Source organism: Mesotoga sp. UBA5557, from assembly GCF_002425715.1.
Classification (GTDB): Bacteria; Thermotogota; Thermotogae; order Petrotogales; family Kosmotogaceae; genus Mesotoga.
The window spans coordinates 1-14801 of the sequence record NZ_DIMV01000074.1 but is presented as its reverse complement, the minus strand read 5'-3'; the positions used below and the strand labels follow the sequence as shown (position 1 = coordinate 14801).

General features: G+C 46.1%; 13 protein-coding genes and 3 tRNA genes. 4 read left to right on the top strand and 12 right to left on the bottom strand.

Features of this window, described 5'->3' with window-relative positions:
- Positions 1-61: 61 nt before the first annotated feature.
- The gene (locus B3157_RS10655; RefSeq protein WP_292590414.1) at positions 62-1309 is read left to right on the top strand and encodes an HD-GYP domain-containing protein; all 1248 of its coding nucleotides are present in this window, start codon (positions 62-64) and stop codon (positions 1307-1309) included.
- A gap of 858 nt (positions 1310-2167) precedes the next feature.
- Here the strand turns inward: B3157_RS10655 and B3157_RS10650 are convergent.
- The 4 genes from B3157_RS10650 to B3157_RS10635 form a co-directional block, all read right to left on the bottom strand.
- Positions 2168-2244, bottom strand: a tRNA-Met gene (locus tag B3157_RS10650).
- Between the two features lie 6 nt (positions 2245-2250).
- A tRNA-Met gene (locus tag B3157_RS10645) sits at positions 2251-2327 on the bottom strand.
- 57 nt (positions 2328-2384) lie between these two features.
- Positions 2385-2473, bottom strand: a tRNA-Leu gene (locus tag B3157_RS10640).
- A gap of 49 nt (positions 2474-2522) precedes the next feature.
- Positions 2523-3854, bottom strand: coding sequence for an MBL fold metallo-hydrolase (locus B3157_RS10635; RefSeq protein WP_214079473.1), 1332 nt, complete (start codon positions 3852-3854; stop codon positions 2523-2525).
- Between the two features lie 98 nt (positions 3855-3952).
- Here B3157_RS10635 and B3157_RS10630 point away from each other — a divergent pair, with 98 nt between their 5' ends.
- From B3157_RS10630 to B3157_RS10620, 3 genes are all read left to right on the top strand, one after another.
- A complete protein-coding gene (locus B3157_RS10630; protein ID WP_292590412.1) occupies positions 3953-5323 on the top strand; it encodes a sodium:glutamate symporter in 1371 nt (456 codons plus the stop codon).
- Between the two features lie 63 nt (positions 5324-5386).
- A complete protein-coding gene (locus B3157_RS10625; protein WP_292590410.1) occupies positions 5387-5518 on the top strand; it encodes a hypothetical protein in 132 nt (43 codons plus the stop codon).
- Between the two features lie 76 nt (positions 5519-5594).
- Entirely contained in the window at positions 5595-5747 is a 153-nt protein-coding gene (locus tag B3157_RS10620; protein WP_214061351.1) for a hypothetical protein, read from the top strand.
- 273 nt (positions 5748-6020) lie between these two features.
- Here the strand turns inward: B3157_RS10620 and B3157_RS10615 are convergent, their stop codons facing one another.
- The 8 genes from B3157_RS10615 to B3157_RS10580 all read right to left on the bottom strand — a co-directional run.
- Positions 6021-6866, bottom strand: a complete 846-nt coding sequence (locus tag B3157_RS10615; protein WP_214060876.1) for a class II fructose-bisphosphate aldolase — start codon at positions 6864-6866, stop codon at positions 6021-6023.
- A gap of 1 nt (position 6867) precedes the next feature.
- Positions 6868-8325 (bottom strand): FGGY-family carbohydrate kinase, encoded by a 1458-nt coding sequence (locus tag B3157_RS10610; RefSeq protein ID WP_292590407.1) that lies wholly within the window; start codon positions 8323-8325, stop codon positions 6868-6870.
- Complete coding sequence (locus B3157_RS10605; protein ID WP_214061569.1) at positions 8322-9278, bottom strand: 1-phosphofructokinase family hexose kinase; 957 nt, start codon at positions 9276-9278, stop codon at positions 8322-8324. The genes B3157_RS10610 and B3157_RS10605 overlap by 4 nt, the downstream gene beginning before the upstream one ends.
- Complete coding sequence (locus tag B3157_RS10600; protein WP_214079476.1) at positions 9262-10230, bottom strand: sugar-binding transcriptional regulator; 969 nt, start codon at positions 10228-10230, stop codon at positions 9262-9264. The genes B3157_RS10605 and B3157_RS10600 overlap by 17 nt, the downstream gene beginning before the upstream one ends.
- A 3-nt stretch (positions 10231-10233) precedes the next feature.
- Complete coding sequence (locus B3157_RS10595; protein ID WP_214061455.1) at positions 10234-11070, bottom strand: carbohydrate ABC transporter permease; 837 nt, start codon at positions 11068-11070, stop codon at positions 10234-10236.
- The gene (locus B3157_RS10590; protein WP_292590404.1) at positions 11067-11933 is read right to left on the bottom strand and encodes a carbohydrate ABC transporter permease; all 867 of its coding nucleotides are present in this window, start codon (positions 11931-11933) and stop codon (positions 11067-11069) included. The genes B3157_RS10595 and B3157_RS10590 overlap by 4 nt, the downstream gene beginning before the upstream one ends.
- A gap of 67 nt (positions 11934-12000) precedes the next feature.
- Positions 12001-13242, bottom strand: a complete 1242-nt coding sequence (locus B3157_RS10585) for an ABC transporter substrate-binding protein (RefSeq protein ID WP_214061453.1) — start codon at positions 13240-13242, stop codon at positions 12001-12003.
- A gap of 641 nt (positions 13243-13883) precedes the next feature.
- On the bottom strand, positions 13884-14801 hold a 918-nt coding region (locus B3157_RS10580), incomplete at its 5' end, for an MFS transporter (protein ID WP_292590402.1).

Genomic DNA, 14801 nt, shown 5'->3' with positions numbered 1-14801 from the left:
TCAAAAGATTAAGTGATATGATAATGTCAAATGATTTTCCATGCAGAATGGGAGGTGTTACATGAGAGGATTCGATGAACTCAGGTATATCCGACCGACTCTAGTGATATTCATCTTTCTCGTTACCGTCTTTCTTATGCTTATGCCGTACTATGTCTTTCAAAATGAAGCAATAAACTATACTCAGAAAATCTATTCGGGAATCTTTGAGACATCTGTCGAAAATCTGGGATCTGCTTTGTCTCTGGGATATTTCCAGTGGACCGCTATGTACAACGCCGTTTTGTCGAAAGACGACGTATTCATCGAAGAGATGCTCCAGGAGATCCAGAATAAGTTTCCAGCAGTGAAGACGGCCAGGCTCATAAGCAGACCGTCAGAGATACCGGTTAAAGATGTGTACAGAGTATCTGCCATAGAGCAGGAGCTTTATCTCTACTTCAACGTCTACGACAGCCATATGGAGAATGAGATATCCGATGCAGTCGTGATTGCCAGCATAGACAAGAATTTCTTGCTTTCCGAGATGAATCTCGATGACAGAATCACCTTCTCACCAGGCGGATCGAAGAGTTTCGCCTACGGTCTGAGAACCGAAATAAAAGGATATGATCTTACCAGGTGGATGATTCTACATTCCGTGGCGGCCGGGATAATTGGCGTCTTGTTCATTATGGAAGTGCTGGCGCTCGGTCTTTCCAGATACTACGAGATGAGTGGTCTTCAGGAAATCATGTATTTGTGGGAAATGGAAGATTCCCACACCGCCTTTCACTCCAGAAATGTGGCGAAAATCGCTGAGTGTTTGGGTAAGAGTCTTGGATTGAAAAGGAAGAAAATCATGGAGCTTGTGAACGGTGCAAAGCTTCATGATATTGGTAAGATGGGCATTTCACTAAACATACTGAGAAAGCACGGACCACTTGACGAAATTGAAAAGGAGGTAATACGCAATCATCCCCAGCACGGTAAGGAAGTTCTCCAACATTTCGAATACCTGGAGAGATTCGTTCCTTACGCCTATCTACACCACGAAAGAGAAGACGGTTCCGGTTATCCCCGGGGTTTAAAGGGAGATGAGATACCGCTCGAAGCAAAGATTCTGGCTGTAGCAGATGTGTTTGAGGCTCTCACGGCGGATAGGCCCTACAGGACCGCCTATTCTTTTGCTCAAGCTGTGGACATGATGACAGAAATGCCTCTAGATCAGGATATAGTATCCAAACTGAAAAGTATCCTTCCGGAACTTGAGAACGAGCTTTGCGGGAGGAATCCGCGTAAGTGCGGGATCATCGGAAGTCAAACTTGACTTGCAGGACAACTTCGCCAAATGTTATGTGACGAAAACAATCAAGATACTCTTTTGCTTGTGACCGAAGCCTCGTGGCGGGAATTGGTGTCGTTCTGCGGGCTTTCTATCTCAAGATGCCATAAATCGCGACTTACTAAAGATTGACTCAACACAAAAGAGAAGCATAAAATAAGAGACGTGGTGATGAAAATCACAGTTTCCAGAGTTTTCCCGATTTTGGTCGTAGAGCTTGTTATCACGGTAATAGCGATATTCGTTCGTGGATTTACAATAGTCATGCACAATACCTAGAAACCGGCCATTCTTCAAAGGTGCATTTCTTTCGTTGTGACGGACAATGAAAGCTTTTTCGGCAATGTATTTTCCCATCTCTATCGCTTCTTTATTCGAAGACAGTTGACTGAGGAGTATGGTCGCAATTTCTTGGTGAAGAACATGAAGTCAAGCCTTTCTGTAAATACAATCCTCGCAGAAACAAAACTCCCGGAGCAACCGCCTTCCCTCTTACTCAAATCGTCCTTAGGACGAGAAATAGAATACAAAGGCTTTTATCGGCGTTTTTTCAGTAGCAGTAGTGAACTCAGGTCTATATCTTGCGAAGACACGTCTCTTCATTGCGGGAGATCTGGAGCGGGCCAGTTCTCATTCAAATTAGCACCGCATCATGAGAGCAGAAGCAGGACCTTTACTGAACACTGCTGATGACTGTCACTGGCAGTTCTAAAAGCCTTAGGGCTAATGAAGCAGTGCTTTTAGATCGCCGAAAAACTGACGTAAAAACAAACAAGCCTCCCAATGGGAGGCTAGGTTTTCTTTGATCAAAGCGCTCATACACGCGGATACACCCTAAATGCTTGGTGGCGGCGGTCAGAATCGAACTGACGACTCTGCGGGTATGAACCGCATGCTCTAGCCAGCTGAGCTACACCGCCTCATAATGGTAGCGGGGACAGGATTTGAACCTGTGACCTTTGGGTTATGAGCCCAACGAGCTACCAAACTGCTCCACCCCGCACCGGGTATCTATTATTCTCAATATTTCTATATGAATGACCTGCTTTTCCTGCTTCCATGGTGCCGGGGATGGGAATCGAACCCACACGGAGCCCTCGCTCCAACGGATTTTAAGTCCGTTGCGTCTGCCAGTTCCGCCACCCCGGCAACCGTACACTATGATAACACCAGTGCATTTCATTGTCAACCGCCGGATTCAGAGCTCGACTGTCTGAAGATTCGATGGTATCTGAATCTCAAACTCATACTGGAGTTCTTCTGCAAGGTTTTCAAGAGCGCCTTCATCACCGTGAACATAGATCAATTTCTCCGGTTGCAGTCTTCTGGGGAGCTCAAGAAGCTCCTGGTAGTCTGCATGCCCAGAGAAGTTGAAGATATCTATGTTCTTAGTTCCAATCTCAACCGTCTCTTCTCCCAGGGCGACTTGTTCATCGCCTCTCTTACTTGCTTCAAGCACCCTGTAACCATCTGATTCCGGACTCTGATAACCCATGAAGAAGATTCCGTCTTTGCTGTTTGACAACATCTGCTTGGCGAAGATATAGGATAGAGTATCTTCAACAAGCATTCCGGCCGAAAGGACAAGGAGCGCCGGCTCTTTCGAAAAGAGCAGTCTCTCAATGGCCTTGGGTGCCACAGTCACATTTTGCTGGAAGTTCTTCATGAACCACTTTCTATCCTTGTCGCTAATGCGCTCGTAATTGCTCATGTAGAGATTACTGAGTGAGGCTACCATTCCATTTGTGTATATGGGAACGGAGGGGATCTTGTTCTTTTCCATCAGCCTTAGAAGCATGTAGATTGCTTCCTGGCCTCTGCCAAGGGCAAATACAGGCATGAGGACCCTGCCGCCGTTTTCCAGTACGCGTTTCACTGACTTGCTGAGTCTTTCAATTTCGCTGTACCTTGTTAGAAGCTGATTTTCTTTCGAGCCGTAAGTTCCCTCTGAGATAAGGGTTTCCACCTTTTTTGGTAGCTGGGCCGGCGGGATAGTAAGCTGCTGCGAAAGCGATATGTCTCCAGAGTAGAGAATTCTCTTTCCCTTATGCTCAAGAAAGATCGAGGCAGCTCCCATTACATGACCCGCTGGGTAGAGTGCCACGTCCACTTCATTGTCAATTGAGTACCTTTGAAAATACTCCATCGGAAATATTCTTCTCTTCAGCTCGTTAACTTCGCCGTGACTGTATAGTATAGGTTCAACGCCGTCTTTGGCGTTCTTCTTCTTCATTACTTCGACTGAGTTCTGAAGTATTCTTAGAGCTAAGCCCTTATTCTCTTGAGTCATCAGGATTGGCGCATTTGGCCATCTTTGAGATATGTAAGGTAGAGAAGAGAGATGGTCGTAGTGGGAGTGGGAGATCATTATCACATCTAGATCGTTTATGCTGTCAATTTCAGGTAGCGACTCGTAGCCTTCCTTTACTGGGTGTCTGCCTGCATCAATCAGGATATTCTTTCCGTCCAGACTAAGGAGATAGGAATTCGCGCCTATCTCGCGGCCGCCACCAAGCGGCGTAAGTGTCATTACAGTTTCCTCCTTCTTTCTACAATTCTAACAAAAACCAGGAAAATTAACTTGAACCGTATTCTGATACAATTGCTTTGTCAAAAAGGGGTGATCTCATGGAACAAGACTGGACTATTATACTCGACTTCGCTTACCTTTCCATCCTTATAGGTGTCGCTTCCGTTCTGAAGAGGTTGATTTCTCCCTTAAGCAAGGTTCTCATTCCAAATGCAGTTATTGCCGGTTTTCTCGGGATTCTCTTGGGGCCGGAGGTTATGAAGATAATCCCCTTCTCTTACGATAGACTTGGAAACCTTGTCTATCACTTGATGGCAATTGGCTTCATCGCGATCGCGCTGAAGAGGACGAGACGCTCCACTACTAAGTCTTCTGTCAATACCGGCTTTCTTATCAGTATGTCTTATGCTCTTCAGGGATTAGTGGGGTTCATCATTGGTATCGCACTTGTAGGATTGTTCTTCAAAGATCTCTTCCCACCCTTTGGTCTTCTATTAGCTCTGGGATTCGCTCAGGGCCCTGGACAAGCCTATTCGCTGGGTAGTCAGTGGGAAGCGCTGGGCTTTACAGGCGGGGGAGCCGTGGGCTTGAGCGTTTCAACATTAGGCTTTCTCTGGGCAGCATTTGGAGGAATTGTTATGCTGAATACGATGGTCTACAGAAAAAGGCAGATCGGTATTCAGATTGAAATACCTAAGTTGAAAAAGAGAGTCGAAGCAATTATTAAAGACTTCGAATTTTCAGACATCGACGGTTTTACAATCCAGGCTCTGGCTGTGGGAATCGTATATCTCATCACTTACCTATTCTTGAAATGGTTCACGGGCTTGATCGGCGGGCTAGGTACGTTCGGAGAGACGTTCGCCCAGGTTTTATGGGGCTTCCATTTTGTGATCGGAGTTCTTTTCGCAATGGCCTTCAGAGCGATATATGAGAGGGTGAGGAAGTCAGAGAAATATGAGATCGAATATATGAACGACTTCCTACTTCAGCGTATCGGCGGGGGTGTGTTCGACTTCATGGTAGCGGCGTCGATCGCTGGGATCTCTTTCTCAGTCATACAGGAGTACATTTGGCCGGTAATAATTCTCACCTCGGTAGGCGGACTCTTCATTGCCGGCTACACGATCTGGTTTGGAAAAAGGATTTACGAGAAAGCGCCTCTGGAACACATAGTAACATTCTTCGGAATGCATACCGGTACACTCTCGACCGGGATGGCGTTGCTCAGAGAAGTCGACCCGACATTTGAGACGGGAACCGCCGAAGACATGGTTTTCGGAAGTGGGCTTGCGTTATTCTTGGGCATTCCGATGCTGATACTGCTTAACATACCTATTCTCGGCTACAAAACCGACCAGCCTATATACTACCTGTATTTCATTCTTGGTCTGGTAGCTTATATCGGGGCGATGTACTTCTTCTGGTTCAGAAAAGCAAAAGTCCGGGGAAAACAGAAGACAAAGTGAGCGATGTGAAGGGCCAAGGCTAAGAGAAGCGTCTGGGGACGCAAGGCTTCGGCAGGAAGCGATTTGAAAGCCAGTTTGCTTACGCAGGCCAGTCAAAAGGTGAGAATCATCGCCGCCAGTGAAGGATTCGCGGGAAGAGCCGTTGGCCGCTTGAGAGAAAACGCTGAGCGCCACACAAGTGAAAATAGGGACTGACGGGTCCTGACGTCTGTCCCGTTTTTCGCGATCTGTCCTCAGAGACCAACACCCTCCTCCCTCAAGGGAGGAGTTAATGTCACGTTATCAGGAGCCACACACAGTATATGTTGTCAAGGGAGAAGGAGCACCATATGATTTCTCATCAGCTCCCCAACTTATGGATGATGATGAGTTCTCGAGAGAGGACTTAAGAGCGAAGATAGGGATTAGAGAGAAAGATCTTTGACGAGAGCTCCATTAACGAGAAGACGAGAGATAGAAGCCAGTCTGAACTCTTAAGACCGCATTAGTCATTCACCGAGAAACGACCCTCGGCTCTCCTTCTCTTTCATACTACCTGCCGCCCATACCCCCGACCCCGTCTCTATCCCTCAATTCCGTAACAAAGGGGCCTTTGGTTTAGAGATCCCGATCTCATTGTGCTGAATCTGGCATTAATAGTCCGGAACGCTTTCAAGTTCCTCATCCTAGATTCAGACGAAGATTTCCAGTTTAAGAACTAGACTCTGTTACCGCTTCCGAGGAGCTCAATCTTTTCCTTGACGGTCTCTTTGACTCTTGGTGCGGCCATCTTCAGCAAAGTGAGCTGATCTTTTAGTTCTTCGTTGTTCTTTAGAATCTCTCTTATGCCTTCGGTGAAGACGGTCTTTAGTCTTGTTCCTATGTTAATCTTAGAAAAGGCGGTTGTGGCTATGTATCGAAGATCTTCACTAGACGCGCCGCTTGAACCGTGAAGTACTAACGGAACAGGCGATACTTTAGATATCGCGTCCACTAGATCGAGATGGATATTGGCTTCCTGTTTCTGCATGCCATGAACAGTGCCTACAGCGACAGCAAGAGCATCAACGTCTGTTTGTTCGCAGAACATGACTACATCTGAAGGATCGGTAAGTATTTCGACGGCCGATTCCCCCTCTTCACCCTTGGCGACTCGTCCCAACTCTGCTTCAACTGAAACGCCAAATGTTCTAGCGACTTTGACCACAATTTTGCAGTTGGCAATATTCTCTTCAACGGGTAGCATCGAGCCGTCGTACATCACTGATGTGAATCCCGCATGGATAGATCTGAATATAAGCTCAAGGCTGCTCGCGTGATCGAGGTGAGCAACGACAGGTATATCAACCCTTGATGCAACATCTTTGATAAGAGCCGCAGCAAGCGTCGGTCCCCAGTGTTTCATACAAGTTCCAGCGGCCATAAGTATAACGGGCGATCGGGCTTCCTGTGCGGCTTCTACAATCGCAACGAGGTCTTCGTAGAGATGAAAGTTAAAACCAGGTACTGCATATTTCTTCTCTTGCGCATCTTTAAGAACATCTGTAAGTGATACTAACGGCATATTATCCCTCCTGAATGTCTATCCTTTTGCTTATTTCTATTGCCAGATACTCTTTCATGTTTTTCTCATAAATCTCTTTCAGCGGTTCGGCTAACTGCTTGTCTGGATGAATATCTTGCGGTTTGAGAAGGTTTACGCATTTCTCAATAACCTCATCGGCTCCAACACCATGAGCCGCGGCGAAAGCTCCACCCAGGGCGGTCAATTCGCTTGTAGGCAGAACCCAAACCTCTTTTCCGAGCAGTGAGGCCTTGTATTTCATAAGCAGGTTATTGAGACTTCCTCCTCCTCCGCTGATGATTGGCAGCTCTTTTTTCGTAATCTTTTCGATACTATCCACGATTCGCTTGCTGATCGAGGAAAGGTATATGTAAGCTGATTGCATCAGCTGCTCTTTGTTCAAAGAAATAGGCATTTCAAGGAGTGTTATTCCCTGTAATCCTTCCCCTACAACGAGATCGCCATTCACAAGGAAGAGCGGTCTTGAATTCAGCTGGCCAAGTTTTTCAATTTCCCTGTTCAGTCTCTCGTACCCTTCTTTCGTAGCATCAGTTTGGGTCAGATCCATTAGAGATTGAAGCAGCTTCCCGTAGTATCTAACGTTGCTTTCGATGTAGTACTGATGATCCTCGTATGCTATTCCTACCGTTCCGCCCGGCATAAATGGACCGGCGAAGTCCAGCGATTCGGCGGTACCGGAAACAACGGCGGCAATTACGGAGGCCGAACCCATTGAATCAAAGAGAAATTCCTTTCCATGCGCAAATGCCTGTGCAGCGTAGAGTCCTGTGATATGATCGTGACCTGCACTTACCAGGGGAACTCCGGATTTAGTTTTCCCAACTGGTTCTCCAGTATATGCGAGGTCGCCCATCGTTTCTTCGCTTTCTCCGATGTGGTTGATTAATGGCGAGTTCCATTTGCGAGAGTGTATGTTGACCATGAAGGATCTGCACGCCTGGCTCATATCCCAGACAGGCTCGCCTCCCAGTGAGTAAGCAAGATACGAAGAAACCGGCAGCCAGTTCTCTACTCCTCCTAGCCTGAAGACTTCCTTCTGAAGAAGTATTTTGTAGAGCGAGAAAGTGTAACTATTCTCCACCCCTGTAATTCTGTAAGGAGCCAGATTGTCAACCGATTCTCTGTGACTTTCCCAGAGGCTGTAAGTCGATCTGTCGTACCACATCACGGGTTTTGCCAGGGCCTCTCTCTGCCTAACCGGGATAACCGTCTCTCCAAAGCTGGAAAAGGCTATGGCCGCCAGAGAATGAAGCTTCTCAACCTTTCCAATTACGCTTTCGACGTATGACCTGGTGATTTCTAGATCTAGAAACTCGACGCCGTTCTCTCTATTCTTCGGAGTCGTCCAATGTAGCACTTCCAGGATCCTTCCATCTTCTCCAAGAACCAAACTCTTGATGTTCGTCGTTCCAATGTCTATCCCGAGGAAGACATTCATAGCACCACTTCCGTAACAATTACGTCGCCGATTACCTTTTCTACATCAGAGTATTCGAAAATCGCGGCTCCATAGTGCATGGTATTTGCGGCGCCACAAGCGGCAGCCATCTTCAGCGCCTCTCTGTTCGACATTTTCGCTTCTTGACCATATATAAGTCCGGCGAAGAAAGAGTCGCCCGATCCAACTGAGAAGTCAGAAAATACCTTCATCGATCTCGCATGAAGCTTTTCGCTTTCCGAGAGCCATATACTGCCCATTTTTCCATTCGTGATTATGAGATTTCTGATAGAATGGTCCTTCCTGAAATCATCCATTGCCTTGTAATCGTCTTTATTGATTCCGAAGGCTACCTTCAGCTCATCGGCGTTGATTTTTAGGAGTTCAGGTGAGGCTGTCACGATCTTAGACAACCAGGAACCAGCAATGTCCACTTTCAGGCTGCAACCGGCCTCTCTGGCAATTCTCACGAGTTGAAGAAGGGAACCGTTCTCGAACCCTCTCGGGGCGCTGCCTGAAATGACGAGGTTCATACCCGGTCTTACGTGGCCCTTGAAGAACTCCATAAAACCCACTATCTCGTTCGGCTTCATAAAAGGTCCAGGTTCGTTTATCATAAGCATTTTGTTTTCGTACTCATAAACCAGGGCAGTGTTAATCCTGTTTGAGTCTTCTATCCAGAAATTCTCGGTCACTATTCCCAGACGGTTACACTCGTTTTCAATTATCGTTCCAACCTGTCCACCAAGTATGTTTATGCAGAAATACTCGCTGTGTCCTAGAACCTTGGACAGTACTCTCGCAATATTGAGTCCCTTACCGTCCACGAGTGTTACTACTTCGTCTCCTCGTACTACGTTCGGGATCTCTGTAGGATTCTTGAGAATAACCCAGTGATCATAACAAGGATTTAGGTTAAGGATACAAGTATCGATGTTATTCTCCTCCTTCATCGTAAACAATGTATTCTTTCACAAACTTAGCCGTGAATTCATCTGTTATAAGGACATCTGCAAAACCGCCTCGAAGCATTCCAACTAGACCGTCTACTTTGTGGTGACCGGCAGCGACAATGACTCTCTCTCCGGCATTAAGGTATTGATCGAAACTCAGATTGATACAGTTGTTCAGGATCTCTTTCTCGAACCTCTTCCCGTTTATATCGTAGTAATGAGTCAGAATGTCGCCTACGACATTGCACCTTTCGAGTTCGTCTGCATAGCTCACGTCTAGCAAGTTCTCCCTGAACATAGGAGATCTGGCTATAGAGTAACCCACGCTGCAGATTATGATATCCAGGGAGTCCCAAAGTCTCTGTATGTTCACGTACTCCAGGGATTGCTTCGTGTTTTCCAGCTGATGGGCATTCTCAAAGATGAAGGGCAGATACATTGGAACCGCCCTTGCCGATAGCCTTGTGGCGAAATTCTGTACTATATGGTTGATGTTAAACCTCTTATCGGCCAGCCTTGCCGTGCCGCCCGATAAAGGAATTAGGTGCCAGTCGGGTCTTTCTAGCTTCTCTATCGATTCGGCAACGGTGAAGATTGTGTTGCCCCAGCCAAGGCCAATATTGAGAGGCTTTTCGGGCAGTGTTTTGAGATACTTGTAGACTTCTCTTGAAAGAGCTTTCAGAATCGTCTTTTCATTTCTGGCGCCTCTGGCAATGAACATCTTCTTCAGACCGTATTTCTCGCTGAAGAAATCCTCGTATTCCTTTCTAACGGATGACTTTACTGAAGGTTGCTCAACTTCAATATGAACGATTCCTCTTTCTTGCGCCATCTTGAGGTATTTGCTAATCTGTACTCTCGAAACGCCGTACTTATTAGCAATATCCTTCTGAAGCATCCGCTTCACATAATAGTCGGTCGCAACTTCGAAAAGCAGTTCATCGCTAATCATCCATTACTCCTTAACAGACCCACTAACCAGTCCAGTAATAAAGAACTTCTGCAGGATCATGAATATTATAAGTGGCGGAATCGTTGCAAGTATCGATCCTGCGAACAGTGGGCCCCATCTAGTCTGGTACTGGCCCACGAAAAGCTGAAGAAACGTTGGAATAGTCTGCTTTGATTTTGTTGTGAGTATTGACATGGAGTACATCAGTTCACTCCAGGAGAACAAGAAGGCGTAGACTCCAACTGCCGCTATTCCCGGGAGAGTTATCGGCAATATGACCTTTCTGAACGCCTGGCCAAAGGTGCAACCGTCGATTTTCGCAGCTTCTTCGAGCGATTTCGGTATCGATAGGAAGAAAGTTCTCATGAACATTATCGAAATTGGAGTCGTAAACGGCAAATATGACAGTATGAGGCCGGTGTATGTGTTCAAAATGCCGAAGTTGTTAAGTGTCTTGAATATCGGCAAGAGAAACACGACAAGCGGAAGCATCTGGAAGACCATCACTCCCGCCAGTAATGGTCTCTTATACCTGAATTCATATCTCGCAAACGCATATGCTGGAAACAGGCCGATCAATATAGAGAAGAACATCGTTCCCGTTCCAACGATAACGCTGTTCTTGAAGTAAGACCAAAAATTCATGTCGGCAATCTTGTCGAAGTGCTCTCTCGTTGGTTCGAAAATGAAGTACTTAATTGGATAGGCATAGATATCCGGATAGGTCTTTATCGCGGTAAGGATTAGCCAGACAAAGGGAAAAGCTATTACCACCGACAGAAATACAAGGAGCGAATAGGTGATGCCCTTCTTGACTTTCTTCTTTGTACTTCTCTTCATCTTGCTTCCTCCTTTGTAATGTTTCTCAGGAAGACGAATGCGATAGCAAATATTGCAATGAACAGGATATTTGAAAGTGCAGCGGCCTTGTTGAATTCAAGGAATCTGAATCCAAGTTTGTATATATAGGTCACAACAGTCTCGGTGCCGTAACCGGGGCCACCTCCTGTCATTATATATATAAGGGGGAAGTAGTTGATCGTCCATATTATTGTCAGCATAAGAGTTGTCATTATTACCGGTTTCAGTTGTGGGATAGTGATTCTCCAGAATCTTTTGAGGGAATTGGCTCCGTCAATCTCGGCCGCCTCGTAAAGATCCGGCGAAATCGTTTGAAGACCTGCCAGGAAGAACATTCCAGAAAGGCAGAACCCCTTCCAGATATTCGCGATGATTACCGACATCATCGCCATGTTCTCAGAGCCCAGCCAGGGTATGTAATCGTTAATTATGTGCAGTTTGACAAGGACATCGTTAAGTACTCCATACATGTCGTTATACATCCATTTCCACATTACTCCTGCCACAATATCCAGTGTGGCCCACGGAAGAATGAGAATGATACTTCTGAAGATAATCTGGCCTCTCGTCGATTCATTTAGAAGCAGGGCAACCAGGAGTCCCAAGAGAAGCTGTCCAAGAACGCTTCCTACTACCCAAACTACCGTGTTAGCCATGGCTCTGCCAACTACAGGATCGGTGAAGACTCTAGAGTAGTTCTGAAGTGTGAACTTACCCTCTTCAGTTGTGAAACTGCTATAGATATTTGAGCCTATAAGGAAGATGAAGAGCAAAACTATGATCAAAAGATAAGGCAGTATCATTTTGAACGCTGTCTTCTCTTCTCTTGTAAGTCTACTCATCTGTTTTCAACCCTTTCATCAGGGATTATTAAAGGGGCGGGCTCTTGCCCGCCCCATGGAAAGTTTATCACTTGCCAAGTATTGCATTGACTTTTGCTTCAGCAGTTTTCATTGCTTCTTCAGGAGTTGCTTTTCCAAGAAGCACATCCTGAATCATGATCTGAATCTGTTCAGAAACCTGAGGATATTCGGGAATCGGAGGTCTTGAGACTGCGTGTGGGAATGTCTCAAAAATGACCTTCCACTTCGGATCCTGAAGTACCGGTGCGTCAAAACACACGTCCTGTCTTGAAGGCATTGGGCCGCCCTTAGCTTCGATCCAAGTCATCCAAGTCTCGTAGCTTGTCAGGTACTTCGCGAGTTCCCATGCATTATCCTTGTTTTTACTTGCGGATGGGATAACCAGTGCCCAACCACCGAGAACACTTGCGGGTGTTGCTCCATAAGGGTGAAGAGAGACGGTGTAGTTTCCAACAATACCGGGATTGGCCGTCTCTATGAGCGGGAAGGACCATGGTCCGCCAACAGCCATTGCAACTCTGTTCTGAGCCATCATGTTTCTGTAGTCGTCTTCGTTATAAGTAACTGCATTGGGGCTGACGCCATAAGTGAGGGCGAGGTCAGTGTAGAACTTGAGAGCCCTGAGACCTTCGGGGGTATTGAACGCAGCTGCGGAGTAATCGTCAGTAAGAAGCTGTCCGCCTGCACCGTAAAGGAATATTATGTATGCAAGTGTTGTGTGCTCGGTTTTTGTTCCGCTTACTCCGTAACCGAAAACTCTCTTACTGGCGTCCGTCAGCTTCATTGCCTGAAAAACAAGTTCTTCCCACGTTTCCGGTGGGTTGTCTCTGTCAAGTCCTGCCTGATCGAACATCGTCTGATTGTAAAGAAGGAGTCTGCAGTCTGTGTACCAGGGAAGACCGTATCTCTCTCCATTGTGTAGAACTGTTGGCCACAGGTTCGGCCAGATTTGCTCAGTTCCGTCCCAGGAATCTAGGAGACTGCCCATTGGTTCCAGCCAGCCCCTTTCCGCGAACGTTGGAACCCATCCGCCCAGATCGGCAAAAGCTAGATCCGGTCCTTGACCACCCTGGAGAGCAGTCAGGAGCTTGTCGTAGTAAATGTCAAAGCCAAAGAGCTGTACTTCAACCTTCATTCCAGTTTCCTTTTCGAACTTTCCTACAATCATATCCCAGGTTTCGTCAAGCTCAGCAACTTGGCCGCCAATCCAGATGTTGATTACCTGGGACACTCCGGTGAACGCTAAGACGACTAGCATCAATAAGACCAATAGCGTAGACTTTCGCATGCAAGAACCTCCCTTTTTTTGAAGTCAGGTACATATGTAACTTACTTATGTAACTATTCAATTCTACAGTCTATAATCTCACAAAACCAATTCGAGTGTGAACGGATCTCGCCTGACTAGAACCAATCTAGATTGAATAGATGCAAGAAACTCATCTCTAGTCAAGATTCTCTTCGGAAATGCAAAAAAGGGACGAAGGCTTTAAGAGCCTCTGAACGCTGGAAAGATCCGCTGTTTGCTAGAGAGAACACGATGAACGCTTATGAAAACCGCGTTGACCTTCAACGGCTTACTGTCCTCCAGGAGACCGGACCGGACCGCATTACGCAAGACGCAAGGCTGTTGTAGATAGCGCCAGATCGAAATGCCTGCAAAGAGAGAGATTTAGGAACAAGATCCTGTGCTTGGAGAGCATCGTATTTACAGACACTCTACGAAAAAGGTGTAGTGCCATATTCAAAGGAAGGAAGCAGAAGAGGAACCTTGAAAAGTATTCTAAGTTATGCACAGATTGCATTCAGCGAGTAATCTTATATGTGCATTTTGGTTTGATGATCTAGGTAAATAAGATGAAAAAATCAAAGAAACTGTTATACATACACTTCTACATAGAGAACTATATCTGGCGTAAGTGTTAAGGATTATCTATGACAATAAATCGGAGGCGGAGAAAAGAAAGCTGGAATGCTTGCTGTCAAGGAGAAAATCGTCATGATCAAAAGAATTTCCGAATAACCCGAAAAATAATCGTAAGCAAACCCAAAGGGTAAGGGTCCCAAAGAGGAACCGATGACCATTGCCGTCATAGCAGTACCCCTGATTGTTCCCTGATACTTCCTGCCGAAATAATTGGGCCATATAACATTGTTACTGACTGATTCAAAAGCCATAAAAACGCCGTGCAAAGCGGCATAAACAAGAAGAATCTGTTGACTCGTTCCCAGGAGAAGAATTAAGAGGTTGACTCCATAAACCAGATAACCGATAGTTTTGATGATGTGAATTTTGAATCTGTCCACCATGAACCCTGCTACAAAAGTCATCGGAAACTGTACCATCGCGATAACACTCAGGATGAGAGCGGCAAAAGTGGGTGTAAAGCCTTTTGTCTGCATGATCGAAACCATGTGAAATGTAACCCCGGTATTGATCATGGCTGGAACGCTCGTACAGTACATCATGAACCAATAAGCTTTCGTCTTCATGGCTTGTCTTAAAATCCATGGATTATCCTGAAAAACGATCCTTTTGGGTTTGTCCTTTTTCTTCTTTTCTTTAGTCTCTTTTGATGGTTTCCCATCAGGTGTTTCGCCCATATCTTCTGGTTTGTCCCTTACTAAAAACCAGCCAACGGGAAGCATAACCAAAAGCAAAGCTAACGACCAAACACGCCATCCGGTCTCTGCTCCAAAACTTTGAATCAGCCAGTTGTTTGCCGGGGGGAAGAAAGCGAAAGACGCAACACCACCAATCCCCATAATGCTCAACGCCTTTCCGCGATGGCGAGAAAACCACTCGGCAACAAGCGTTGAAGGCAGTAGTGTGCCAAGAAGGCGAAG

What these genes read in the sequence shown, in the direction of transcription:
- B3157_RS10595 (WP_214061455.1), bottom strand. Translation starts at nt 11,070, where the DNA reads ATGAAGAGAAGTACAAAGAAGAAAGTCAAGAAGGGCATCACCTATTCG.
- B3157_RS10600 (WP_214079476.1), bottom strand. Translation starts at nt 10,230, where the DNA reads ATGATTAGCGATGAACTGCTTTTCGAAGTTGCGACCGACTATTATGTG.
- B3157_RS10620 (WP_214061351.1), top strand. Translation starts at nt 5,595, where the DNA reads ATGTCACGTTATCAGGAGCCACACACAGTATATGTTGTCAAGGGAGAA.
- B3157_RS10585 (WP_214061453.1), bottom strand. Translation starts at nt 13,242, where the DNA reads ATGCGAAAGTCTACGCTATTGGTCTTATTGATGCTAGTCGTCTTAGCG.
- B3157_RS10590 (WP_292590404.1), bottom strand. Translation starts at nt 11,933, where the DNA reads ATGAGTAGACTTACAAGAGAAGAGAAGACAGCGTTCAAAATGATACTG.
- B3157_RS10610 (WP_292590407.1), bottom strand. Translation starts at nt 8,325, where the DNA reads ATGAATGTCTTCCTCGGGATAGACATTGGAACGACGAACATCAAGAGT.
- B3157_RS10630 (WP_292590412.1), top strand. Translation starts at nt 3,953, where the DNA reads ATGGAACAAGACTGGACTATTATACTCGACTTCGCTTACCTTTCCATC.
- B3157_RS10605 (WP_214061569.1), bottom strand. Translation starts at nt 9,278, where the DNA reads ATGAAGGAGGAGAATAACATCGATACTTGTATCCTTAACCTAAATCCT.
- B3157_RS10635 (WP_214079473.1), bottom strand. Translation starts at nt 3,854, where the DNA reads ATGACACTTACGCCGCTTGGTGGCGGCCGCGAGATAGGCGCGAATTCC.
- B3157_RS10655 (WP_292590414.1), top strand. Translation starts at nt 62, where the DNA reads ATGAGAGGATTCGATGAACTCAGGTATATCCGACCGACTCTAGTGATA.
- B3157_RS10615 (WP_214060876.1), bottom strand. Translation starts at nt 6,866, where the DNA reads ATGCCGTTAGTATCACTTACAGATGTTCTTAAAGATGCGCAAGAGAAG.